At 46.6% G+C, this 25648-nt stretch carries 17 protein-coding genes and 1 pseudogene; 8 read left to right on the top strand and 10 right to left on the bottom strand.

The genetic code is table 11. The features are described from left to right. Positions 1 to 104: 104 nt before the first annotated feature. The 5 genes from ESB13_RS02990 to ESB13_RS02970 all read right to left on the bottom strand — a co-directional run bounded on the left by ESB13_RS02990 (position 105) and on the right by ESB13_RS02970 (position 6064). Positions 105 to 1280 carry a M28 family metallopeptidase gene (locus tag ESB13_RS02990; RefSeq protein WP_164974078.1) on the bottom strand — a complete coding sequence of 392 codons (1176 nt, stop codon included), beginning with the start codon at positions 1278 to 1280 and terminating at the stop codon, positions 105 to 107. Positions 1281 to 1321: 41 nt separating this feature from the next. After that, complete coding sequence (locus ESB13_RS02985; protein WP_129001545.1) at positions 1322 to 2449, bottom strand: alpha/beta hydrolase-fold protein; 1128 nt, start codon at positions 2447 to 2449, stop codon at positions 1322 to 1324. A gap of 50 nt (positions 2450 to 2499) precedes the next feature. Beyond that, positions 2500 to 3381, bottom strand: a complete 882-nt coding sequence (dapA, locus tag ESB13_RS02980; RefSeq protein ID WP_129001544.1) for a 4-hydroxy-tetrahydrodipicolinate synthase — start codon at positions 3379 to 3381, stop codon at positions 2500 to 2502. 39 nt (positions 3382 to 3420) lie between these two features. Continuing rightward, on the bottom strand, positions 3421 to 4365 hold the full coding sequence (locus tag ESB13_RS02975) for an acetyl-CoA carboxylase carboxyltransferase subunit alpha (RefSeq protein ID WP_246022420.1): 945 nt from the start codon (positions 4363 to 4365) through the stop codon (positions 3421 to 3423). Positions 4366 to 4771: 406 nt separating this feature from the next. Continuing rightward, the gene (locus tag ESB13_RS02970; RefSeq protein ID WP_129001542.1) at positions 4772 to 6064 is read right to left on the bottom strand and encodes an L-lactate MFS transporter; all 1293 of its coding nucleotides are present in this window, start codon (positions 6062 to 6064) and stop codon (positions 4772 to 4774) included. Positions 6065 to 6242: 178 nt separating this feature from the next. Here ESB13_RS02970 and ESB13_RS02965 point away from each other — a divergent pair, with 178 nt between their 5' ends. After that, a complete protein-coding gene (locus ESB13_RS02965) occupies positions 6243 to 7016 on the top strand; it encodes a threonine/serine exporter family protein (RefSeq protein WP_129001541.1) in 774 nt (257 codons plus the stop codon). Between the two features lie 3 nt (positions 7017 to 7019). Next, a complete protein-coding gene (locus tag ESB13_RS02960; RefSeq protein ID WP_129001540.1) occupies positions 7020 to 7520 on the top strand; it encodes a threonine/serine exporter family protein in 501 nt (166 codons plus the stop codon). Between the two features lie 166 nt (positions 7521 to 7686). On the opposite strand, the gene adhE is transcribed toward ESB13_RS02960, so the two are convergent. Both adhE and pflB read right to left on the bottom strand, forming a co-directional pair. Further along, on the bottom strand, positions 7687 to 10329 hold the full coding sequence (adhE, locus tag ESB13_RS02955) for a bifunctional acetaldehyde-CoA/alcohol dehydrogenase (protein ID WP_129001539.1): 2643 nt from the start codon (positions 10327 to 10329) through the stop codon (positions 7687 to 7689). 26 nt (positions 10330 to 10355) lie between these two features. Beyond that, positions 10356 to 12590 carry a formate C-acetyltransferase gene (pflB, locus tag ESB13_RS02950; protein WP_129001538.1) on the bottom strand — a complete coding sequence of 745 codons (2235 nt, stop codon included), beginning with the start codon at positions 12588 to 12590 and terminating at the stop codon, positions 10356 to 10358. A gap of 585 nt (positions 12591 to 13175) precedes the next feature. Here pflB and ESB13_RS02945 point away from each other — a divergent pair. The 4 genes from ESB13_RS02945 (at position 13176) to ESB13_RS02930 (ending at position 17279) form a co-directional block, all read left to right on the top strand. Next, positions 13176 to 13577, top strand: a complete 402-nt coding sequence (locus ESB13_RS02945; protein WP_164974077.1) for a c-type cytochrome — start codon at positions 13176 to 13178, stop codon at positions 13575 to 13577. 8 nt (positions 13578 to 13585) lie between these two features. After that, complete coding sequence (locus ESB13_RS02940) at positions 13586 to 14869, top strand: cbb3-type cytochrome c oxidase subunit I (protein ID WP_220399538.1); 1284 nt, start codon at positions 13586 to 13588, stop codon at positions 14867 to 14869. Positions 14870 to 14878: 9 nt separating this feature from the next. After that, positions 14879 to 15613, top strand: a complete 735-nt coding sequence (locus ESB13_RS02935) for a YoaK family protein (protein ID WP_129001537.1) — start codon at positions 14879 to 14881, stop codon at positions 15611 to 15613. A gap of 226 nt (positions 15614 to 15839) precedes the next feature. Next, complete coding sequence (locus tag ESB13_RS02930; protein ID WP_129001536.1) at positions 15840 to 17279, top strand: alkaline phosphatase; 1440 nt, start codon at positions 15840 to 15842, stop codon at positions 17277 to 17279. Here ESB13_RS02930 and ESB13_RS02925 read toward each other — a convergent pair. Beyond that, entirely contained in the window at positions 17233 to 18234 is a 1002-nt protein-coding gene (locus ESB13_RS02925) for an SDR family oxidoreductase (RefSeq protein WP_129001535.1), read from the bottom strand. The two genes, ESB13_RS02930 and ESB13_RS02925, sit on opposite strands and share 47 nt — an antisense overlap. A 163-nt stretch (positions 18235 to 18397) precedes the next feature. On the opposite strand from ESB13_RS02925, the pseudogene ESB13_RS02920 reads away from it, so the two are divergent. Beyond that, positions 18398 to 18559 (top strand): annotated as a pseudogene (locus ESB13_RS02920) (DUF3175 domain-containing protein); the annotation flags it as partial. Between the two features lie 196 nt (positions 18560 to 18755). Further along, the gene (locus ESB13_RS02915) at positions 18756 to 20171 is read left to right on the top strand and encodes an MDR family MFS transporter (RefSeq protein ID WP_129001534.1); all 1416 of its coding nucleotides are present in this window, start codon (positions 18756 to 18758) and stop codon (positions 20169 to 20171) included. A gap of 79 nt (positions 20172 to 20250) precedes the next feature. On the opposite strand, the gene ESB13_RS02910 is transcribed toward ESB13_RS02915, so the two are convergent. Continuing rightward, positions 20251 to 21687, bottom strand: a complete 1437-nt coding sequence (locus ESB13_RS02910; RefSeq protein WP_129001533.1) for a SusD/RagB family nutrient-binding outer membrane lipoprotein — start codon at positions 21685 to 21687, stop codon at positions 20251 to 20253. Positions 21688 to 21699: 12 nt separating this feature from the next. Then, positions 21700 to 24993: a SusC/RagA family TonB-linked outer membrane protein gene (locus ESB13_RS02905; RefSeq protein ID WP_129001532.1), complete on the bottom strand. Its 3294-nt coding sequence runs from the start codon at positions 24991 to 24993 to the stop codon at positions 21700 to 21702. Between the last annotated feature and the right edge of the window lie 655 nt (positions 24994 to 25648).

Genomic DNA, 25648 nt, shown 5'->3' with positions numbered 1-25648 from the left:
ACAGAACATCCCGGCGTACCTGTAAAAGCACTACGGCCAATAATCGGCAACCGCACCATCTTCAGGCAAAACGCAATCCCCAGCTCTCAACACTACCCGGTCAACTAATTAGCTGCTGCACCGCTCTGCAGGTAAGCAAAAAAGTCTTTTATAAGCCCGCCCAGATCTGAAAACTCCTGCATAGGTAACGTAGAAGCTACGTCAAACACATCATGATAAGCCCTTATCCCGCCTAACGTGTACATAAAAAACGCAGGCACGCCCTTTTCACTGAAAGGATAATGATCACTATTGGCTGCTTTTCCTCTGGATTTAACATCAGCCAGGTATTTTTTGTCCTTATTCAGTTGCTGTAAGCTGGCAAAAGCATCCGGGAACTCAGTAGCATTCACAACGGTTATCCCATCTTCACCAGTTCCAACCATATCCATATTTAACAGGAAACGGATCTGCTTTAACGGCAGTAAAGGGTGCTGCGTATAATAATTGGACCCCAACAATCCCGCTTCCTCACCGGCAAAACAAATAAATCCTATCGAATAAGGCTGCGGATGTTTACTGTAATACTGCGCAAGAGATAACAGCAGCGCTACACCGCTTGCATTATCATTGGCGCCGGGAAAATAAGCCTCCGTCCCCAATCCACCTAAATGATCATAATGCGCCGTAAGTAATATAACCGAATCGGGATACACACTTCCCTTTACCATAGCGCATACATTAGCCGCCTTGAACCTGGATACCAGCTTATTCTCAAGATCTATTTCAATGGTCTCAGGCTTACCAACTTTGGAGAAACTGACACTGTCAACCTGTATCACGGTATAATCAGCTGCCTGCGGCGCCACAGACCAGGTCAGCTTCTTCTGCACATCAACAACGATACGATTTTGCAGATCTATAAAATGAGTAGCATCTTTCTGAACTAATTTACCCGCCCCCTTTACGCCTGCACTCTCCGGCGAAGGTATAAAGTCACGCCCCGCCACCAGCTGAACGCCGTTTATAAACAAACTTGCCCTGCCGGGAAAAGTATTCACGGGATAACTGAATGACTGCTGGTATTGTTTACCGGCCAAAGGCTGCAACCCCATTTCCTTAAAACGGTCCTGGATAAAACATGCTGCCTTATTCATTCCGTCATGGGTATAACCACGCCCTTCAAAACAACGGCTGGTTAAAGTATCCACCATTTTTCGCGCGAAAACAGTATCTATATCCTGGGCGCTAACTGTACCCAATACCGCTGTAACCAGCAGCAGGCAAACAAGTCTTTTCATATCGTTATCTGATGTTTAGGCCATAAATTACTCCCATATGCTCATGGGTTAAGCCATTTATAGAAATCAATAAACTCTCTCCCCCAGTAAGTTTCATTGCGTTGCCCCAGTGGAAAATAACTGCGCCGCACATCATAGCTCCTCTTACGCTGAATAATGGCAATCAGCTTATCCATATCACGGATCATCTGAAAACCTTCTTTTCCACCCGCATAAATGTAAAAGCGCGGCAACTGGGCCCCCCATTTAATATCCTCGACCTGGTTTATGAACGTTGGAGATTTATCCAATGCAGGAGAAAGCACACCAGCCGCACCAAATACACCAGGATACTGCATCACAGCATAAAGACTGATAATACCCCCCCTGTCGCTCCCCGCAATCCATGTATGCGCCGCATCCTTAACAGTGCGGAATTGCTTGTCTATAAACGGCTTGAGCGTTGTAGCCAGAAAGCTAACATACTCCTTGCCTTCCGCAGAAGGATCATACTCCTTATCCCTTGATGAACTATCACTGGCAATAGCAACTATAATACATTCCTTGCCTCCCTTCAACTGTAACGAATCGAGCTGCTCATCAACACGCCACTCTACTCCAGCTGCAGTAGTGGTCTGCAGATTAAATAGGTTCTGCCCATCCTGCATGTATAATACAGGATACAACTTACCCTTCAACGTACTATACGACTTCGGAAGATATAACCATATCCTCCTTTGCCTGCCCAACTGAGGCATCTGGAAAGCAGTATCTAAAAGCTGAACCTGCGCTGTGGCAGTATTGGGAATAGGTTTATCCGGGTAATCATCTTTCCAGCCCGGAATGGTAAGATCAAGAGACAGATCACCATTCACCTCAACAGAACGATTGACTATCTCCTCGCCTTTGGCTGTAGTTTCAACATTATCTAAACTGCCTCTTGTAAACTTGAACTCGTATTTCCCGGCAGGAAGATCACGTAATACGATCGCCTTCCTGGTTGGCCCAAGCGGCTTCAGCTTATAATTGTACTCACCGGGTTTCCAGTCGTTAAAACTCCCGGTTACATAAATATCATCCAGCTTTTTGGTAGCAACACTGGTTACCACCAGCCTCAATGTATATTGTGCCCGTAGCTGGCCGGTTATGCAAAACAGGAGAAAACAAAAAAGGATAAAGCATTTATTCATGGAATGAAAATAATGATTTATCCCTTTCAATAAGATGAGAAAAAACAGGATCAAACGGTCTTAAGGTAACCCGCTATCTTCTGGTATAAAGCATCAGAAACAGGCGTAACCGGCAGGCGCAGTTTATTCTCTAGCAATGATTGCTGAGCCATAAACGCCTTAACGCCGGCTGGATTATTCTCAGCAAAAAGCAGGTTATAGGCCTCTACCAGCCTGTTATTGATAGCTCTCGCCGCAGGAAACTCATTTTTAAGCCCCAGGCGTATCATATCAGAAAAATGTTTAGGGAATGTATTGGCTATAACGCTGATAACACCATCCATACCATAAGCGACCTGACCAAGCGCCAGCCCGTCGTCACCGCTTACCACCAAAAAATCTTCCGGGGCATCACGCAGTAGCTGCATGCACTGCATCATATCGTCCGCCGCTTCTTTAATACCGCCGATATTCTTTTCATGAGAAAGACGGATAGTCGTTTCAGCAGTCATATTACGACCGGTACGGCCCGGAACATTATATAACAGTATAGGCTTGGGCGAAGCTTCACCAATAGCCTTATAATGCTGAAAAATACCCTCCTGCGAAGGTTTGCTGTAATAAGGCGAAGCACTCAGAACAGCAATAGCCTTATCAAGCGGAAAGCATTCTAGCTCTTTGATGATCTCACGGGTATTGTTACCACCAATACCCACTACAACAGGCACCCTGCCACCCACTTTCTCAAAAGTGAAATTAGCAATATCGATCTTTTCCTGTTTATCAAGAGTAGGCGTTTCACCGGTAGTACCCAGCGTTACTACATATTCTACACCACCGTTAATAACGTGGTCAATAATACCACCTAATGCGTTATAATCTACTTCAAAGCGATCGTTAAAAGGCGTCACTAATGCTACGCCCGTGCCTTTCAGCTGCTGTCTTAAAGACATAAAAATGTTGAATATTAAAATATAAAATACTATTTCCTGCTACTGGACGTCAAAGAAACCCATCCTTCCGAATTTCTCGATCCGTTCATTCACGCGCTTTTCAGGCGCCTCCTGTTTGACTTCCTGCAGTGCTTTGAGGATATAGGATTTTAAAACAGCAGATGACTCGGCATAATCCCAGTGGGCGCCACCCGCAGGTTCCGGAATGATCTCATCTACCAGGCCAAAGCCTTTCATATCAAGAGCGGTTAATTTAAGCTGCTCCGCAGCTACTTCTTTCTTTTCCCAGCTACGCCATAAAATAGCGCTGCAGTTCTCGGGAGAAATTACCGTATACCAGGAATTCTCCATCATCATTACCCTGTCGCCTACACCAATGCCAAGAGCACCACCACTGGCACCTTCGCCAATGATCACACAAATAACAGGCACCTTCAGCCGTATCATCTCGTAAATGTTACGGGCAATGGCTTCACCCTGCCCGCGCTCTTCAGCTTCCAGACCCGGAAAAGCACCCGGAGTATCTATAAGCGTAACAATAGGCTTGTTGAATTTCTCGGCCAGTTTCATAAGACGAAGCGCCTTACGGTAACCCTCAGGATTGGCCATACCAAAATTACGCGCCTGGCGCATCTTCGTATTAATACCTTTCTGCTGACCTATGAACATGACTGTCTCTCCGTCAAGTTTGGCAAAACCGCCTACCATCGCCTTGTCATCCTTCACATTCCTGTCACCAAACAACTCCAGGAACTCCGTCGTCATATTGGTGATATGCTTCATCGTGTAAGGCCTGTCCGGATGACGGCTTAGCTGAACACGCTGCCAGGGGGTAAGAGTAGAAGTGATCTCTCTGCGTTTGCCTTCTATCGCGTCTTCCAGCTTCTTAATGCTGTCCGACATGTCAATCTTGCTCTTTTCTGCCGTTTGCTTCAACTTATCAATCTCTTCATATAAGGTCTTGATAGGCTGTTCAAATTCCAAAAACTGTCTATTGGGGTATTGAGGCATAATACTATTATCTGCTGTTGGGCGGTAAAATTACAGTTTGAAAAGAATTTACAAAATGTAATTATCATTTTTCCTTATCCACCGGCCCCAATATCGGGCCCCTGAAAGGGAATTTTATTCAAAAAAGCCCTCTTTTCCACCCATTTTAAGGGGTGGAAAAGAGGGTAACACAGCTTTCATTTTCCTCCACCAGATATAGGAGAAACTTCTCCTGTGTTTCCGGAAGCAACTACGCAACTGGTTCTTACGCAGCAGGATAGCCTGCCAACCAGTGGCCGCGTACCTGTTTAGGATAATACTTCGCGCATATTGTCGCATTGTTTGATAAATTGGTGTTGCGTTTTTCAAACACTGAGACCCGATTATTATAACTTTTCGTCTAGTGTTCTTCCATAAGTGCCGGAATTTCCTCAGACCAGGCCTTTTTAAGCGCAAGCTCCCTTTCTTTCTGAGCACGGATCTTCTTGATCTCCGCTTTCAGTAAAAAGGCAATAATAAGCGCCACTACCAGCAAACCCGCAAAGCTGTACATGGTCACGGCTAAACCGCTCTTCCGCGTCGCAGCCGCGAAAAGTGGACCCGCCATACCAGCAGCAGCCCACGCAGTAAGAATATAACCTACAATAGCGCCCAGCTCTTTTGTACCAAACAGGTCACCGATAAATGCAGTTACTGTAGAGAATCCACCGCCATAGCAGGAAATGATCAGAAATATAAGTATCTGAAAAGCAATCGCATTGGTAGCACTGGGTACCAGCACAAACGCCAGTATCTCAAGACTCAGAAACACTAAAAATGTATTGGAACGACCCAGGAAATCAGAAGCAGTAGACCAGCCGATACGACCGCCTCCGTTAAAAATACCCATAAAGCCCACCATCGCAGCAGCAGCTACAGCCGACATTCCGGCAGACTCCTGCGCCAATGGCGATGCAGCCGAAATGATCGCAATACCACAACTGATATTAATGAAGAACATAGTCCACAGATACCAGAAACGTTTGGTACGGATCGCTTCCTTGGCAGTACACTGCGCAAGATCTTCCCGCACAGGCTTTTTGGCAACTGCAGTCGTATCCATGCCAGCCGGCGCCCATCCCGCAGGAGGAGGCGCTATATAACGGGAAGAAGCAAATATGATAATAAAATAACTGCCGCCCATGATAAAGAACGTAGTAGAAATACCAACGGAGGCAATCAGCGACACTATAATAGGACTGCTCACCAATGCAGCAAAACCAAATCCCATGATAGCCATACCTGTAGCCAAACCCCTCTTGTCAGGAAACCATTTTACCAGCGAACTAACAGGGGTAATATAACCAAGGCCAAGACCTATACCACCAACTACACCATATGAAAGATATAAAAGAGGCAACGAATGGGCATATACTGCCAAACCAGAACCCGCAATACCTAAACCAAAGCAAAGCGCCGCCAGTAATCCAGACTTTTGAGGCCCGATCTTCTCAGCCCAGCGACCCAGAAAAGCAGCCGACATACCCAGAAAAAAAATAGCCAGGCTAAAAGTGAACTGCACAGGCTTTATTTCCCAACCCATCTTTTCCATCAAAGGATTTGTATAAACACTCCATGCATAAACCGACCCTATTGAAAGGTGAATGCCAACAGCGGAGGCCGCAATGAGCCACCTGTTCTTAACTTGCTTCATAAATAGTTATTATTAAAAAACACTGAAAAGTAGACCGATTTGCAAGACTAGGCAATGATGTTTATCAGGGTGAAACATGATTAAATTCAGAAAAAAAAAGCGCAATTTATGAGCAGGAATATCAACAAAACCAACATATCTTTAATTAATAGCTGCTAAACATTTCAGGCGTCATTGTATGAGTAATTTCCCTATGAGTAAAGACGCCAAAGAGCTTGGCGCAACATTATTGGAGATGTCAATGCTGCTCATGGTCTCAGGAGCCAGCGCAGGCAGGGTCAGAAATACCATCGATAGGGTATCGAATGGTTTTGGATATACTGCCGATCTATTGATATCGCAACGAACGATCATTATAAGTGTATACAATCCCGATGGACATTGCGTATTCAATAGCTTTAAACGCACACAACCCCATCATATTAATTTTACAACGGTATCTGAAATCAGCCGCATCAGCTGGGAAGTGGTCGAAAATAAATGGACCATATACGAACTCCACGAAGCAGTTGAAAAACTGAAATCAGGCACCCACTATCCCCGTTTATTGGTCTTGGCATTTACCGCTCTCGCAGGCGCATCATTCTGCCGGCTGCTGAGCGGACAACCTATAGATATGGCATTCGTATTCCTCGGCACATTCATAGGACTCTTTGTGCGCCAGGAAGCAATGAGGCTTCGCTTTAACTTTTACCTCTGCGTCTATTTCGCGGCACTTACCTCCTCCCTCATAACAGGAGCACTGGTGCATTTCGATCAAAACATCAACCACGAAATCGCACTGGTAACCTCTATCCTGTTCCTTATTCCGGGCATTCCGCTCATTAATGCATTTTCCGACATGATAGAAGGTAACTTACAGAACGGCTTGATCAGAGGATTGCATGGGTTTATCATCTCATTCACGATCGCTCTGGGTTTATTCACCTCAATAGCAATCTACCGGTTTTAAATTATGGATGCAGTAATTCTACTAGAAAAATGCCTCTGGTTTGGTCTCGCCGCAACGGGCTTCGCCATCCTCTTCAACGTTCCCTCCCGAACGTTATTGCCGGTATTTATATTAGGTGCCGTAGGCGGCATCACAAAAGTGATCCTGATCGACTACTTCCACATCAATATTATTATTGCCACTTTCTGCGGTTCCTCTATCATAGGAATTCTCAGTATCCCGTTTGCACACAAACGGCATGCGCCCCCTCCCACCTTTGCCATCCCCGCCATAATACCAATGGTTCCCGGAGTGCTGGCCTATAAAATGATGCAGGGCCTCATCTACATCGCCAGCGGTGACGCCAACCCTGCACTTATCTCGGAAACCGTTACACACGGCCTCAAAGTCATGTTCATCCTCATGAGTCTCGCCGCCGGCGTAGAACTCCCTATGCTCATTACAAGAAAACAATCCGCCAAAGAATTACGCTTCAAAAAAACATACAAAAAAGAAGAGCACTGAGAAATTTCAACTAACGAGCTTCCCCAATCCCGGCTTCCGGCAAACGTTGGCAGGAAACAGCTGGTTAAAACAACTACCCCCCTAAAAAAATCAAAGCGAGATCCAAAAGGATTCGCTTTGATTAGGTTATAGGAATGGAACGAAAATGGAGCCTTAATAACAAGCCTTAGCTTAATACCGGCGCTTTTTTATCAGCAGGTGCGGCTTGCGCTGCAGGAGCTGCCTTCTCGCCTCCTTCATAAGCAGTGATGTAAATTTTCTTTAATTCACTGATAAGAGGATAACGGGGGTTCGCACCAGTACATTGGTCATCAAAAGCCTGTTCCGACATAGAATCAAGTGTCGCATAGAAGCTTGCTTCAGGAACACCGAATTCTTTGATTGACTTAGGAATACCCACTTTAGCTTTAAGCTCTTCGATAGCTGCGATCAGTCTTTCAACTTTTTCAGCTTCATCTTTACCGCCCAGTTTCAGGTGATCGGCAATTTGAGCATATCTCCAGCGTGCATTAGGATATTTATACTGAGGGAAAGCTGCCTGTTTGCGTGGGTTTTCCACAGCATTGAAGCGAACTACCTCTGAAATAAGCATACCATTTGCTACACCGTGAGGTACACCATGCTTAGCTCCTAATTTGTGAGCCAGGGAGTGACAAATACCCAGGAAAGCATTGGCGAAAGCCATACCAGCGATGCTGGATGCATGTGCCATTTTTTCCCTTGCCTTCACGTTAGTGCGGCCTTCGCTGTAAGCCAGCGGCAGGTATTTGAAGATCAGCCTGATAGCTTCCAGACACAAACCATTGGTAAACTCAGAAGCAAGAACAGATACATAAGCTTCCAGGGCGTGCGTTAATGCGTCGATACCAGATGCTGAAGTTAAACCCTTAGGCATATTCATCATCAGTTCCGCATCAACGATGGCCATATCAGGAGTTAACTCGTAATCAGCCAAAGGATACTTGATATCTGTTTTTTCGTCGGTGATAACCGCGAAAGGTGTTACTTCCGAACCGGTACCTGCAGAGGTAGGAATAGCTACGAAGTCGGCTTTCAATCCCATTGTTGGGAAAGGATACACTCTTTTACGGATATCCATGAAGCGCATAGCAAGATCTTCGAACCTTTCTTCAGGATGTTCATACAATACCCACATGATTTTAGCTGCATCCATCGGAGAGCCGCCACCAAGGGCAATGATTGTATCCGGTTGAAATCTTGCCATCTCCGCAGCACCTTTACGTGCCGCAGCCAAAGTTGGATCAGGATCTACATCGAAGTAAACAGTATAAGCAATACCCAGCTCGTCCAGTATCTTGGTTACATGGTCTGTAAAGCCCATACCAAACAGCACCTTATCGGTAACGATAAACACTTTCTTCTTACCCAGTTGCTTCAGCTCACGCAATGCTACCGGTAAACAACCATATTTAAAGTATACTTTCTCAGGTACTCTGAACCAGAGCATATTTTCTCTTCTGCTGGCCACGCTCTTGATGTTTAATAAATGTTTCACACCTACGTTTTCAGAAACGGAGTTACCGCCCCAGCTACCACAACCCAGTGTTAAAGAAGGAGATAACTTGAAGTTGAAGATATCACCTATCGCTCCCTGGGAAGAAGGCATGTTGATAATGGTACGACCGGTCTTCATTGCTGCACCAAACTTGTCAATCCTGTCCTGAGAAATGGCAGTATCGGTGTACAGCACGGATGTATGACCAAAGCCGCCCAGTTTTACCAGCCTGGTAGCTTTTTCCAGCGCCTCATCAAAATTCTTGGCTTTATACATAGCCAGAACTGTTGACAGCTTTTCGTGAGAGAATGGCTCGTCGAGTTCTACTGAAGTCACCTCGCCAATCAACACTTTTGTTTCTTCAGGTACAGTAATACCTGCAAGCGCTGCAATTTTGTAAGCGGACTGACCTACGATGTTGGCGTTAAGCACACCGTTGATCAGTAACAGGGCACCCACTTTGCTTACTTCATTCTTCTTCAGAATGTAAGCTCCCCTGTTTAAAAATTCCTGTTTTACTTCTTCATAAACTTTCTCTACTACAATCACACTTTGTTCAGAAGCGCAGATCATACCGTTGTCGAAAGTTTTGGAAAGTAATACCGAGTTCACTGCCATTTTCAGGTGAGCAGTTTCGTCGATGATGGCTGGCGTATTACCCGCGCCTACCCCAATGGCAGGTTTACCGGAAGAGTACGCAGCTTTCACCATACCAGGCCCACCTGTGGCCAGGATCAGGTCAGCTGATGCCATCAACAGTTGAGAGGCTTCTACGGAAGGCTCTTCTATCCAGCCGATGATGTCCTTCGGCGCTCCTGCTTTCACAGCAGCATCCAGTACAATCTTGGCAGCAGCGATAGTAGCGTTCTTCGCACGTGGGTGCGGAGAAAAGATAATACCATTCCGTGTTTTTAAAGCGATCAGGGCTTTAAAGATAGCTGTTGAAGTCGGGTTGGTAGTAGGTACAACCGCTGCGATAACACCAATGGGTTCCGCAATCTTCGTAATACCAAACGCCTCATCAGATTCAATAACACCACATGTCTTCTCATTTTTGTACTGATTGTAAATGTACTCCGATGCGAAGTGGTTTTTGATCACTTTATCTTCCACTACACCCATGCCGGTTTCCTCTACGGCAAGTTTAGCGAGGTGTATGCGGGCATTGTTTGCAGCAATAGCCGACTGACGAAAGATCTCATCTACTTGTTCCTGAGTAAATGTAGAGTACGCAACCTGCGCTTCTCTGACCTTCTCGATTTTTTTGCTTAATTTATCTGAGTTTGTTTCCATAACAAAAAAGTTATTGGTATCTGCGACTACATACTTTCATGGAAGGTCCTGGTGATCACCTCTAATTGGTGTGCACGTGACAATCTTACAAAGTTCACCGCGTAACCAGATACACGAATAGTTAACTGAGGATAGTTTTCAGGATGTTCGTAAGCATCGATCAAAGTCTCCCTGTTCAACACGTTCACGTTAAGGTGATGAGCGCCTTGTTTAAAGTAGCCGGTTAAGGTATTTACCAGATTCACCACTTGCTCTGCTTTTGTATCACCCAGCGATTTGGGGATCATAGAGAAAGTATTGGAGACACCGTCCTGAGCGTCGTTATAATCCAGTTTACATACTGAGTTCAATGAAGCGATAGCGCCACTGCAATCACGTCCGTGCATTGGGTTTGCACCAGGAGCGAATGGTTCACCTGCTTTACGTCCGTCAGGTGTAGCACCTGTGTTGGAACCATACATTACGTTAGAGGTAATGGTCAACAGGGATAAAGTAGGAGTTGAATTTTTGTAAGTGGCGTGTTTGCGTAATTCACCGATGAAGAATTTAGTGATTTCTTTAGCGATGTTATCTACACGGTCGTCATCGTTACCATATTGAGGATAAGCACCTTCAATGTTGAAGTCTACAGTCAAACCAATATCGTTACGAACTGGAGTTACTTTAGCATATTTGATGGCAGACAGTGAGTCGGCAATGATAGAGATACCGGCAGCACCATAGGCAATGTCAATATGAGGATCAGTATCCACGAATGCCATTTGCGCTCTTTCGTAGTAGTATTTATCGTGCATGTAGTGGATGATGAACATGGCTTTCGCATAAACACGGGCCAGTTCACTCAGTGTTAATTTAAACACTTCCAGTACTTTGTCATAATCCAAAGGACCATCAGCAATAGCAGGAATATTGTTGATCAGTTTAACACCGTCATGCTCTTCCCTGCCTTGGTTTAAAGCTACCAGTAACGCCTTAGGCAGGTTGGCCCTTGCACCAAAGTGTTGGATAGATTTACCGATGGGCTGATAAGATACGCAACAGGCAATACCATAGTCGTCAGATCCACGTGTACCGCGCATCAGATCGTCATTTTCGTATTGGATGGAAGAGGTATCTACGGATACTTGCGCACAGAATTTTTTGAAATTCTTAGGCAGTTTGTCAGACCATAAAACGGTAAGGTTTGGCTCAGGAGAAGCACCTAAGTTGTACAGGGTCTGAAGGAAACGGAAAGAGGTTTTGGTTACTTTGGTACGGCCATCATGGAAAGTACCACCAATGCTCTCAGTTACCCATGTAGGATCACCACCGAAGATCTCGTCATAAGAACCAGGACGTAAGTGACGAACCAGGCGCAGCTTCATTACAAACTGGTCGATCATTTCCTGGGCTTCAGCTTCAGTGATTACACCAGCCTGAAGATCCCTTTCAATGAAAATGTCAAGGAAAGAAGAAACGTTACCAAGTGACATCGCAGCACCATCTTGCTCTTTAACAGCAGCAAGGTAAGCGAAGTACACCCACTGAACAGCTTCAGCAGCAGTTTGAGCAGGACGGGAAACATCGCAGCCATATTCTTTGGCCATAATAACGATGTCTTTTAACGCAGCGATCTGGGCGTTTACTTCTTCACGCAAACGAACTTTGTGCTCGGTCATTTCACCACCAATAGCAGCAAAGTCAGCTTTTTTGGCTTTGATCAGGCGATCAACACCATATAAAGCCAGCCTCCTGAAATCACCAATGATACGGCCACGCGCATAGTTGTCAGGCAAACCAGTCAACAGGTGTTTGGAACGGAAACTGCGCACTTCAGGATCATAAGCGCTGAATACACCTTCATTGTGGTTTTTGGCATAATTGAAAATATCAATTACCCTGTCAGCCACTTTAAGGCCACGCTCTGCAGCAGCAGATTCTACCAGTTTAATACCACCGAAAGGTTTGATACCCCTTTTCAGCAGTTGGTCGGTTTGTAAACCAACGATCACTTCATCCTCCTGCTTGATGTAACCAGGGCGGAAAGCGGTTATATTGGAAATTGTTTCAGTATCAACAGCAAGCACACCGTTATTGGCCCTCTCCTGCAACAACACTCTTTTTACTTCTTCCCATACTCGGGTAGTTTTCTCTGTTGGTGCAGCTAAAAAAGATTCGTCTCCTGTGTACGGGGTAACGTTGTTAATCACAAAGTCGTACACATTGATCGCAGAATTCCATTCACCGGATTTGAAAGGAACTATCATAGCATCTGTTTCCATAATTGTTATGTATTAAGATTACGAGACAAATGTAGCCCTGATATGGCTTACCTCATATGACAATTATCATGAAGGCCGGGCTTGGGGGATAATCGAGATCATTGAAAAAGATGATTTCCATTACTTTATTTCTTCAAAGTCTTTACAGTGTTGACTTACCCTACCCGTTCACCCGGAAATAGCTCCAGCCGCCGCCCACAAAACCGGTGCCATTATATTTTTGTGAACATAACTCAAATGAGGGGATACAACATACCCTCCGGTCTACCCACCGCTTCAGCACCAAAAACATACTCTAAAAACAATACTTTTGATCCCACCCAAAATCCCCGCAAAACACGCCGCCATTTATAGGATCACCGGAACACACAAACCATCTGCATCATACTACGCTTTATATAGCTGCTTATAAGCCGCCCACAAGCCGCCTGTATCCCACATCACACCAAATAACCTCCCAATTCCACTGCAAAAGCCACTCCTTATCCCTCCCGTCTATTATTCTACCATTCCACTATTCTATTCATGACGTAAGTCATAATTGGAACGGAATACCCGGCGTAATTTTGACCGAAATCCCTGTAAATGAAGCTCAAAGTTTGGCTCACACTGATTGTCTTGTTCTTTATCTACTCCTCTTTTGTCTATATCTACAGTGGGTCGGAAAAACAACCTGTCAGCCCCTCAGCCACCGTCATCGCAGGATGGCAGATCTGGCAGCAGAAAAATTGCCACACCTGTCACCAGCTATATGGCCTCGGCGGCTATATGGGCCCCGATCTTACCAATATCGCCTCAGACGCCAATAAAGGAACTGATGCCTACCTCAAAACCTTTATGAAGTACGGCACAGCCAATATGCCCAACCTGCACCTTACAGAAACCGAAATGGATGCACTCGTATCCTTTCTGCGTTGGGTCGATAAAAGCGGTAAAAGCCAGGTAGCAAAAGAATCAGTACACTGGACAGGAACTTATATTTTCTAGAACTTTTTATGATGGATTTACAACGGTTATTTACCCGGTTTGCATTAGTAATGCTGCTGGTGGCCATTTTAGCAGGAGTGATTGCTTCGTTAGGCTACTTATTCCCCGCAGGCTTTAATTCTATTCTACCTTTCCATGAACTGCGCCCCGTACACGCGTCCGCCGCATTGTTCTGGATCATTACAGGAGCCGCTTGCTGCGTTGGTTATTTCAGCGGCCGGCAAAGCAAACCCTTTATGGCTCTATGGATGATTACCATCGTGGTCATCTTCATCAACTACTGCTTTCATAACTACGGAGGCCGCGAATACTGGGAATTCCCGGCATGGCTCAACATCCCCCTGCTCGCAGCATGGCTCCTGTTCATGGCAGCATCTCTTAAACGCATCCCCAAAGACGCTCCGGTATATTTCTGGATGTGGACATCAGGCATCCTGTTCTTCCTCATCACCTTCCTCGAACAAAACCTTTGGCATATTCCCTGGTTCAGGGAATCCTTCCTGAGAGAAGTAACAGTACAGTGGAAAGCCAATGGCTCTATGGTAGGCGCCTGGAATCAAATGATCAACGGCTTATCCGTTTTCCTGCTGGTAGCCATCAGCGGTAACCCGGCTGTCGCCCAAACGAAAAAAGCTTGGTTCCTGTTCTTCCTTGGCCTGTTCAACCTCATGTTCAACTGGGGACACCACGTCTACAACGTCCCCAACAACAACTGGATGCGCGGAGTGGCCTATGCCGTAAGCATGACTGAATGGGTGATCATCCTCCTCATCATCCGCAACTTCAGAAATACATTGTCCGAAGCAAAGAAATTCTGCCACCTGGTAGTCTACCGCTTCATTGGCGCTGCCGAACTTTGGGTCTTTGCCAACCTGTTGCTGGCGCTGCTCATGAGTATCCCCGCAATCAACCGCTACACACACGGCACGCATATTACTGTAGCACACGCTATGGGTACCACCATAGGCATCAACACCATGCTGCTGCTCGCAGCCCTCGGTTATATCATCGATGTCGACACGCTTTCCGATCGCGTCCGTAAATGGCTCTTAACCGCCATAAGGATCAACACCATCAGCCTCGCGGTATTCTGGGTGGCTCTGATCCTGGCAGGCTTGGTGAAAGGCTTCCTTTCAGTTGACCATCCCGAAAACAACTTCGCCGATGTTATGGCAGCAGTACGCCCCTACCTCGAAGTCTTTACAGCAGCAGGCTTCGGAGTAATGATCGCATTGGGCATTATCTGCGTCATTTATCTGAAACATTCTAACCGCAACAGGCAGATTAACTAAATTTGCACCATGTTCCGGCACATTGGTAAGAAAAGGAATTTCATTCATAACATCAGGTTAGCGATCCTGTTATGCTTAACGGCAGGAATGGTGAACGCTGCCGGGTTTATTGCCTTCTCCGTACTAACAACGAATGTAACAGGACACGCAGCCCTGCTGGCAGTTAACTTGTCCGAGGGCTATTATCAGGCCGCACGAACAGTAGCACTATGGCTTTTGCTGTTTCTCTCCGGCGCATTCCTGTCAAGCCTTTATATAGGCATGGTAGGAAGAGATAAACCCTACGCATACACCTTACCATTGATCATTGAGATCTCTATCTTGATTACCGTTGGCAGCCTGGGTCATTTTTACGATGGATCCAGCGCCGCCACAGGCTTATTTGCAGGAAGCCTACTGTTTGCCATGGGCCTGCAGAACGCCCTCGTAACAATGATCTCAGGCTCGGTTGTACGAACAACCCACCTCACCGGTATGTTCACCGACCTGGGTATCGACCTCTCCGCAGCCATCCTCAATCGAAAACAATGGAGTAAAGAAAACAAACGCCGCCTGCTGTTGAGGATCCTTATCATCACCTGCTTCTTGTCCGGTGGCATCATCGGCGGCTACCTCTTTCAGATCCTGCATTACAAAACATTTTTCCTCCCCGCCGCCATCCTCGTCTTTACCATCTTTTACGACTACTTCCGCATGAAATACCTGAAAGCCAAATCTTACTACCTGCACAAAAACTCAAACTAAAAGCTGCTGCAAAATAACCCCAACACTTCCTGCCACCCTACATCATCCGTCCCATCATCACTCCACCATCCACTACGCCTAAGTCCCCCCGCCATCCAACATTTACTATCAATCATCCGGCATCCCCTGCTCCTTTATCATCCCATTCTTAACACCAAAATAATATCCCCTCCCGCCCAAACGCTCATATTATCCGCATCTTGCCGTTTGATCTTAAATTGAACACATGAAAAGAAGGGATTTCTTCAGAGCTACATCACTGACAGCCGTAGGAAGTACATTGATTCCGGGAGGCAGTTCGTTATTTGCAGCCGGCAAACAAGCCGGGAATACAGCAAAGAACATCATATTCATGGTAAGTGATGGCATGAGTACAGGCACGCTTAATATGGCAAGCCTCCTGCTCCGGCAGAAAGAAGGAAGACAAAGTAATTGGTTGAAATTATATGAGCAGAACCTGGTCAGCAGGGCTTTAATGGATACCGCATCTGCCAGCTCACTCGTTACCGATTCTGCTGCCGCCAGTTCGGCATGGGGAGGCGGTGTAAGAGTCAAAAACGGCGCCCTTAACGTCTCCGCCGATGGCACAGAACATACGCCCATCCTTCAGAAGTTCAAAGCTGCCGGGAAAGCAGTAGGCTGCGTTACCAGTGTACCCATCACACACGCAACACCCGCTGGCTTCAGCATCACCAGCAAAAGCCGCGGCGACCAGTCCGAAATAGCATTATTATACCTGCCGCTGAAATTCGATGTCATGCTCGGCGGCGGCCAGCAGTATTTCGACGGCGCCAAAAGAAAAGATCATAAAGACGTCTATAGCCAGTTCATACAGCAGGGATATACCGTTGTCAAAACACGACAGGAACTTATACAGGCTGCAGGCACCCAAAAACCGCTCATCGGCGCATTCGCCGACGATGGTTTACCCTACGCCTTAGATAGGATCCAGGATAGCACACTGCAGGCCGGAACGCCTACCCTGGCAGAACTTACACGCGAAGCCATCGCCAAACTCAAACAAAATAAAAACGGCTTCGTATTACAGGTAGAAGGCGGTAAAGTCGACTGGGCAGCGCACGCCAACGACGCCGCAGCGCTGCTCTACGACCAGATCGCCTTCGACGATGCCATTAAAGTAGCCATCGACTTTGCAGAAGCCTCGGAAGATACGCTGGTGATCATCACTACAGATCATGGCAACTCCAACCCAGGCCTGTTTTACGACGACAAAGCCAACGCAGGGTTCGACACCATGCAGCACGTGAAATACACCAACGAATGGGTGCTATCAGGCATCACAAGAAACTTCTCCGCCGCACAGGTCATAGAACGATTGGAAGCAGCACAGGGTATCGCAATAACGAAAGATGAAGCAGCCTCCATCCTCAGCCATTACACAAATCTTAACGAAGAAGGATTATACAATCCCTATAAACTGCCTTATCACGAACTGGCGCAGATCCAGAAAAACTACACTTGCATCAGCTGGGCAGGCAACAACCACTCGGCAGACTACGTAGAACTTGCCGCATTCGGCCCCGGCAGAGAACTGCTGCCGCCGTTCGTAAAGAATACCGACCTGCACAACCTCATGCTCAACGCAACAGGTGTAATGCCTACGGCTGCCCATGCCCTCCCGAAGCGCCATAGATCTGCCCCGTAGCATAGCTGGCATCACTGGCCGCAAGTTGTACATATATGGAAGCCAGCTCAGCAGGCTGACCAGGACGTCCCATGGGTGTTTCTTCTCCAAACTTCTTCAGCTTCTCCATGGTAGCGCCACCACTTACTTGTAAGGGTGTCCATATCGGACCAGGCGCAACACCATTTACCCGTATGCCCTTGGAAGCAAGCTGCTGGGCAAGTGACTTCACATAATTGGTGGTGGCAGCCTTGGTTTGCGCATAATCGTATAGCTCACCAGAAGGGTTGTATGCCTGAACACTCGAAGTGGCAATGATAGCAGAACCAGGTTTCAAATAAGGTAATGCAGCTTTAATAGTCCAGAAAGGCGCGTAAATATTCGTCTTCATAGTAGCATCAAAATCTTCACTCGACAAATCCATTATCGATGCCCTGGTTTGCTGCCTCGCAGCATTGTTCACCAGTATATCTAATCCGCCAAGCTGTTTTACAGCCTCCTCAACCAGCCGGCAGCAAAAAGATTCTTCCCTTAAATCACCCGGTATAGCCACAGCTTTGCGGCCGGCAGCCTTGATAAGCGCAATCACTTCCTGCGCATCAGCCTCTTCAGCCGGCAAATAGTTGATAGCCACATCAGCCCCTTCACGCGCATAGGCTATCGCCGCCGCACGCCCCATACCCGAATCTCCACCGGTGATCAACGCCTTTCTGCCCAATAGCCTGTTCGATCCCTTATAACTCTTCTCTCCATGATCCGGCTTAGGATCCATCTTACCCGCCAGCCCGGGCCACGGCTGCTGCTGCTCCTTGAAAGGAGGTTTGGGGTATTTACGCAACGGATCCTCTAACCCCGGAGCAGTGCTAAACTTCACCTCACCCGGCGCTGCCATAGCCTGCGACACTATTAAGGAAGCCAAACCAACTCCAATACCGCCAAGCACCTGCCTGCGGCTGCACAATTTTTCCTCGTTCATACTTTTATTTTAACGTTGATACTTTAGTTACACCGCGCTTGTAGCGCCCCGGTAACGGCTAAAATATCATACCGCCGCGTAACAACCCGGCAACCAACACGTCACCCCCATCGGGAACGATTTTATTCTTTATAAATAAAACCACGGCCATGACAGCAACAACGAAAGCCACCGCCGCAAAGGCACTCCTTTCCAGTCTGCCATGTCTATGCTTATTTTTTACATCAGCCGCACAGCAGATAACCTGTCACAATACCAGAAGAAGATCCTCGAAAAAGCAAAAGACGAACTTAGAACCGTCTTTCATAAAAAGGAAAAACAATAATGAAGCGATGAGATCAAAAAACATGGCTAGCACAATTGTTGCTGGCAGGTAACAGCCTGCTGCTCTACTTCGTTGAAAACAATCGGAACCAGCCATAATTCCTCCCGATAACGGGATAAAATCCTATACCCGGTTTTCACGATAACGTACCGTTAGGTAAATTAGCAAAGCACAGTATTTAAGAAATGGCGAAAATATGCTCAGGAACAAAACACAAGTATTGATAACCCTTATGATCGGTACCTCTATGGCCGCCATAGACAGCAGTATCGTCAACGTATCCCTGCCGGTTATCCAAAAACAATTCAACGTAGAAGTAGACGACGTCTCACTGGTGGTCACCTCTTACATGATCACCTTTCTTTTATTCATCCCCCTCACTGCCTGGTTGAAAAACCGCTTCGGCTACTACCGCCTGTACATGGGAAGTATCATCCTGTTCACTATCGGGTCACTGCTATGCAGCCTCTCACCAGGCCTGCCGCTCTTGGTGGCATCCCGCATCGTACAGGCAATAGGAGGTGGCGCCATTACACCAACCTCCCTCGGCATCTTGTCCGAAAATTATCCGCCCGAAGAACGCGGCAGTGCTATTGGATGGTGGGGCATAGGTAACGTCATGGGGCCCGCCTTGGGACCTACACTGGGAGGCGTATTAACCCAATACCTTGGCTGGGAATCCATCTTCTACGTAAACGTCCCCATCGGATTCATTGCTATTATCCTCAATAGCCGCTACCTGGGCTTCCTCAGGAAACAACCCGTCGTCGATTCCCCGCTCGATGTCAAAGGATATCTCCTGTTTGCAAGCTCTATTCTCGCACTGCAATGTACACTTACCACAGCAGGCTCCAGGTACGGCTTCACATCATGGCAGTTCGCCGGGGGCATCATCCTCACATTGGTGTTCTTCTGGCTATTTATCCGTTCCTCCAAACGCAAAAATGCACTACTCGACCTGTCGGTATTCCGGAATGTAGGCTTCAACAGGGCCTTCATCATCGTAGCCATCCGCTCCCTCGCACTGTTTGGCGGCATGTTCTTCCTGCCCTTCCTGTTACAGGGATTATTGGGTTATACCGAAATCCAAAGCGCACTCCTGCTGCTTCCTAATGCCCTCGTAATGCTTGTTACAAGGCCACTGGCCGGCAAACTGGCCGACAAGGGAATGATCAGGAATATTTCCCTGGTAGGTATATGCCTGCTATCCGCCTCTTTCTTCCTGTTTGCACGCATCGATGCCGGCGCCGCTATCTGGTTCATCGTTCTGGCAATGGTGATACGCGGACTGGGCCTCAGCTTCCTGATAGCGCCTGTCTCTACCGCAATGCTCAACGCAGTCGATAAATCCCAGACAGCAACAGCCACCTCGCTGAACAGCCTCATGCTGCAGCTTGGCGGATCAGTAGGCATCGCAATAAGCGGCTCCATCCATAGCTATATCTACGACCATTATACCGCAAAAGAATACCCCCAGGCGCTGGCAGAACATTTTGCTTTGCAGGACGGGTTCATATTTACTGCCGTACTTATCCTCGCAGCCCTCATCCCCGCAATGAAACTTCCTCAGAAAATATACCGCGATCTGCCCGACAAAGAAGCGCTTGGATAAAATAAGAAGGCGTTCCCGCGGAACGCCTTCCATTAAGCGCCATCTCGGAGCAGGTGTTACATAGATCACCATCTCAACATCAATAGAGATCCCAGAACAACTTCGTTGTAACCAGGTCTCCACCAATGGCTGTAGAGCCATTCTTATAATTGGCAGTGTTCAGTGTTTGTTCTTGCGCCGGATAGGTATAACGCACCGGGAAATCGGATACAGCACGGTTGGGAGCAGGCAGCACAGGATAATCAAGCCGCCGCACCTCCGTCCACGCATCATACCCCCTGTTATACAAAGCAATCCATTTCTGGAAACCGATCTTTTCTCTGTAAGTACCATGCTGATTGGCATAACTGCCTTTCCCGGCAAGATAAGAACTGGCCTGCGACGCAGTACCACCCCAATATAGAATAGAAGCGGTAACACCGGCATTATAATGCGATACTGCCGTACCTCCTACTTGTATACCGCGGGCAGCCGCCTCCGCCAGTATAAACTCAACCTCCATATTGTCTATCAATACCGACTCGAAAGCAGGCTGCTGTATCGCATCTGCAGGCTTGGAATATGTACCCCATTTATTGGTCGGATTTCCTCCTATAACACCCCCCGAATAACCACCCGCAGCATCTCTTGTAAAAAATAACGGAATACGCGGATCGTCATACGCCAACAGACTATCGGCAAAGGTCTGGCCTATCACAAAATCATGCCTGCCGCTTTGAATAAGCTCCACCCACACAGGATTAGTATTTGGCGGCGCTTTCTCATATTGAAAAACAGCATTATCCGATGAAGACAAAATAGCTTCCGGAGCCGCAGCTGCTATCACCTCGGCAGCTTTGGCCGGATCACTGTCAGCTATAATAATCCCCATCCGCAGCTTCAGCGAATTGGCAAATGCTTTCCACTGAACAATATCACTGCCATAAAGCAGATCGCTCGAGGAAAAAGCAGCCTCACCCTCATCCAATGCCGCAATAGAGGTATCAAGACGGGTCAGCAGATCATAATATGTGGTCTTGGCATCATCATAAACAGGTAAAGGATATTTGTCTATATCAAGTGCCTGCTTATAAGGTATATCGCCAAATGTATTCACCAGCACAGACCACGCATACACCTGCAGGATATCTGCCATCGCCAGCTGATTGCGCCTTTGCCCCGCAGTGGTAAACTGCGGATCCTGCAACGGTATGGCTTTCTTGGCCTCCGCAAGACTATTTAGCACATCTCGGTACAGGCTATTCCAGAACGACTGCGGTATATTCCTTCCGGCCAGGTTGTAACGGCTTTCATCCTGGTAAGTGGTCTCAGCCCAATGCTGCACATTCAACCTGAAAATATTATAGTTCACACTGGGAGAGGTTAAAATATCTGTCAGGTTTTTCTCGGCATTCGAAAACAAAGCCGACGGCGGCACCGCTGTCGGCTTCTTCGTTTGCTCATTAAGCTCGTCTATATTTTTTGTACAGGACGACAGCATTCCCAATAACACTATGATGATTATATTCTTTTTCATACAATTTCAATTTTAGAACCTGAATTTTAAATTAGCACCCACTGCCCTTACCATAGGATAAGCCCCTACCTGGTAACCTTGCAGGTTACCCGAACTCACCCCTTCTTCAGGATCGGCATAAGGAAGATTCTTATGAATAAGCCACAGATTCCGGCCAAAGAGAGAAATATCCAGCCCTTTAAATGGCTTCATCTTCGACACCACACTTTCAGGCAAAGAATAAGTAAGCGTAAGATCTCTCAGCTTAACATAGCTGGCATCATACACAAATGCAGCCGCAGGATTCACAACGTAACCCAGCGTACCATAACCATTGGCAGTACTGATATCAGCTCTTACGGTATTGGGCGTTCCCGCATCAGTGATACCCGGATTAATGATCCCCCCGCTTTTACTGTCATTGGTAACATCATTCCTGATAGGAACACCTAACTCATTAACACCAGCCGTTTCAGGATACAAACCCGTAGCCAGGCCGTAATACATGTCAAGTGAAAATACATCCCCCCCCTTTCGAACATCTATCAAAAAGCTTAGTGAAAGATTCTTGTACTTGAAGGTATTGGTGATACCCGCCAGCCAGTCAGGAGCAATATTGCCTATAACATCATTGGTGTTGCCAGACTTAACATAGTAACCATCAGCATTTACCAGCTTTTGCCCGTTCTTGTAAACAAACCCCTCTCCTCTGATCGTTCCATAAGGCTCATTAAGCGCTGCATTGATAGTAACACCAGCATTGTAAGAACCAATCTGGAAGTTCTGGATCCCATCACCCAAAGCAGCAACCTTGCTCGTATTTTTCGTCCAGTTGAGGTTCAGGCTCCAGGAAAAATCGCGCGACTTAACAGGTGTGCCATACAACGACAACTCCCATCCATGATTATCCACCTCCCCTACATTGATATATTTACCATCGAACCCGGTTGCTCTCGATACCGGGGCAGGCACAATCTGGTTAGTGGTTTTGGAATTGTAATAAGTTACATCAAACCCTAAACGGCTGTTAAAGAACGACATCTCAACACCGGTTTCAAAAGCCTTTGTCTTCTCTGGTTTAAGTGTGGGATTATTCTTAAGCACCAGCTCCGGGATCAGCGCACTTATCGAGTTGTTATTGCCCGGGGCCGCAAGCCCCTCGCCATTGAAACTGGGTATGATAGCATAATAGTCGATCAACACATGAGGATCAGGACTATTACCCACCTGCGCATAGTTGGTCCTGAATTTACCATACGACAACCAGGGCGCATTAGCGATAAGCTTCGAGAATACGAAACCCGCAGAGCCAGAGTAATAAAAATAAGTATTATCGTTTTTCGGTAAGGTCGAAGACTTGTCCATCCTTCCCGATGCATCAAGGAACAGATAATCCCTGTAGCCTAACGTAGCAGTAGCAAAATAACCATCAACGCCCACCGTACTTTGTATTTCAGGCGGCGCAACCATAGGATTCCTGGTATTCGTTAACGCATAAATATCCGGGACAGACAAGCCCCCATTGGTAGAAGCGAAAGTAGAATTGATCTTCGTTCTGCGTATGTTCGAACCAACAGTAGCCTTTAAGTTCATATCCGGGCTAAGATCCCTGTTCACATTAATAAGCAGGTCGTAATTATACTCCCTGAAAGAACGCAGGAATTTGGAATAATAAGGCACCTCCAGGCTCGTTACGGCTACCCGCTCCTCCTGCATCTCATCATAGGAATCAAGGCTTACCCGGCCCATTACATCAAGCCAGGGTGTTATTTTATAAGTAAGATGCGCATTACCGAAATACCTGGAACGCCCATCCGTTTCAAAATTTCTGTAACGAACCCAGTAAGGGTTATTCCAATAAGCCGGGACCACCCCTCCAATAGGATCCGATGGATCTGCAGGATTCCAGGTAACGTTCTTCCCCGTACGGTCATAGGCCGCTTTCAACTCCTTAACATCCACATTCGTCTGCCACCACTCCCTGAAACCGGTCATAAGGTTAGTCGCATGATCACCGCTATAACCTGTGCCATATCTGCCAAGACCCGCAATCTTTGAAAAATTGATAGTGGCGCCCGCAATCAGGTTGTCAGCAACATTATAACTGCCGCCAAAATTAACGAGGTCTTTAACAATACTGCTGTTAGGCAATACACCCTTCTCATCCGACCTGGTATAACCTAATTTAAAGGTCCCCCGGTCACTGCCCCCATCCAGATAAACACTTGTATTATACGAAAGCGGCTTCTCAAAAAAAGCAGAAGGACTGTTTTTCGCCGCTATCCAGGGAGTGGCCTTTCCATAGTTCGGCGAGCTCGGATCAAAAGCATCCCATTGATACACCTGTAACGTAGGATTAAACTGGTACCCCCATGAAGCATCTTCCGTAGTAGGCGTTACCAGGTCCGGAACGCCATCGCCGTTCACATCAAAATTAAAGAACCATCCCTTCGGATCTACATCTTCATCATACCCGTAACCATAACCCGCACCATAACGATCCTGGTATTTGGGGAAAGTAGACTTCTCGATAGAACTTACAGTAAGCCCCGCATTTACTGTAACACCAAGAGTACCCTTCCGGCCTTTTTTAGTAGTGATCATTACAACGCCATTCGCCGCCCTTGAACCATACAAGGCGCTGGCAGCAGCTCCTTTTAAAATGTTGACAGACTCAATATCATCAGGATTGATGTCCGCAGCCGCATTCCCATAATCATAACCACCACGCCCCCTTTTCTGATCGGTAGTATTGGTATTGCTATTATCAACAGGCACGCCATCAACCACAAACAATGCCTGGTTATTACCGATCAACGATTTGTTGCCCCTGATCACAACATTGGCCGACCCCCCAAGTGTATTGTTTTGCTTGATCTCAATACCAGAAGCCCTTCCCGACATACCCGTAATAAAACTCGAAGAACGAACCTTGGAGATCTCATCACCGCCAACGGTTTGAGCCGAATAAGGTAAAGAATTACGCGTCCTCCTGATACCCAAAGCTGTTACTACAACCTCTTCTATCACATTATCCTCGGGGAGTAATGATACATAAAGACTAGCCTGCGAACTTACTTTAATTTCCTTGGAAGCATAATTGGTAGCGCTAAACACCAGTATATCACCTGACTTTACAGTAATAGTGAAATTACCTGAACTATCAGCACTTTTTCCGCGCGAAGTACCCTTGATAAGAATACTTGCACCATCGATAGGCACACCATTATTGTCAGTTATTTTTCCGGATAGAGAACGGGTTTGCGCTGTCGCACTAACAAAGCATAGCAACAACAATCCCGTTAAAAAACAAAATAGGTTTCTCATGATATTATTTTTTATGAAAAGAATAGGCTTTCATAAGGGCATAGAATGGTCTGCAGGTTAGGCATGAAGCCGCCTGTTGCAGCTGCGGGAAGCAGTGCACTAACAAACAATGGGAACAATTATCAGGCGTATAACAACAACAAACCCGACATCAAAAGGGAGCGATCTCTCATGATACAGTTTTTTAAAATGAAGGAAATGGGAGTTGTTTTTTAAAAAAGCAGGCAATAGGAGGCCCGTGCGGTCACCAACAGTGCCGCAAACACATCATAAGCAGGCGCATAACAAATCCCCCCGGATACGCGGGTGCTATCATCAGGGCATGACTATAGCAGTACATGCAAAAGCCAATAGCTTTCCTCATTGTATCTCAGGCGACCTGCCGGAGCTAAAGAAATATCAGAATAAGATGTTAAGTGAACAACATGATTAATCCCGTAACGGGAAGATTTTGTTTTCTCATGATATTAGTTTTTCTCATTAACAGTCTCCCAAGGGCAACAGAAGAAAATAAAGGAATACAAACTTATCCAGGCAAGCAGTTAGTTAGTAATTGTCATATTCCTAAGCAGTCATAGTGGTTTCAGTAAATTTAATATTTTTTTATTAAAAAACACCCGTCTCTTTTCTTGCAAAGAAACCCGCTTTTTAAAAA

The sequence above is a fragment of the Filimonas effusa genome, assembly GCF_004118675.1.
Classification (GTDB): domain Bacteria; phylum Bacteroidota; class Bacteroidia; order Chitinophagales; family Chitinophagaceae; genus Filimonas; species Filimonas effusa.
This window is presented reverse-complemented; position numbering and strand designations above follow the sequence as displayed.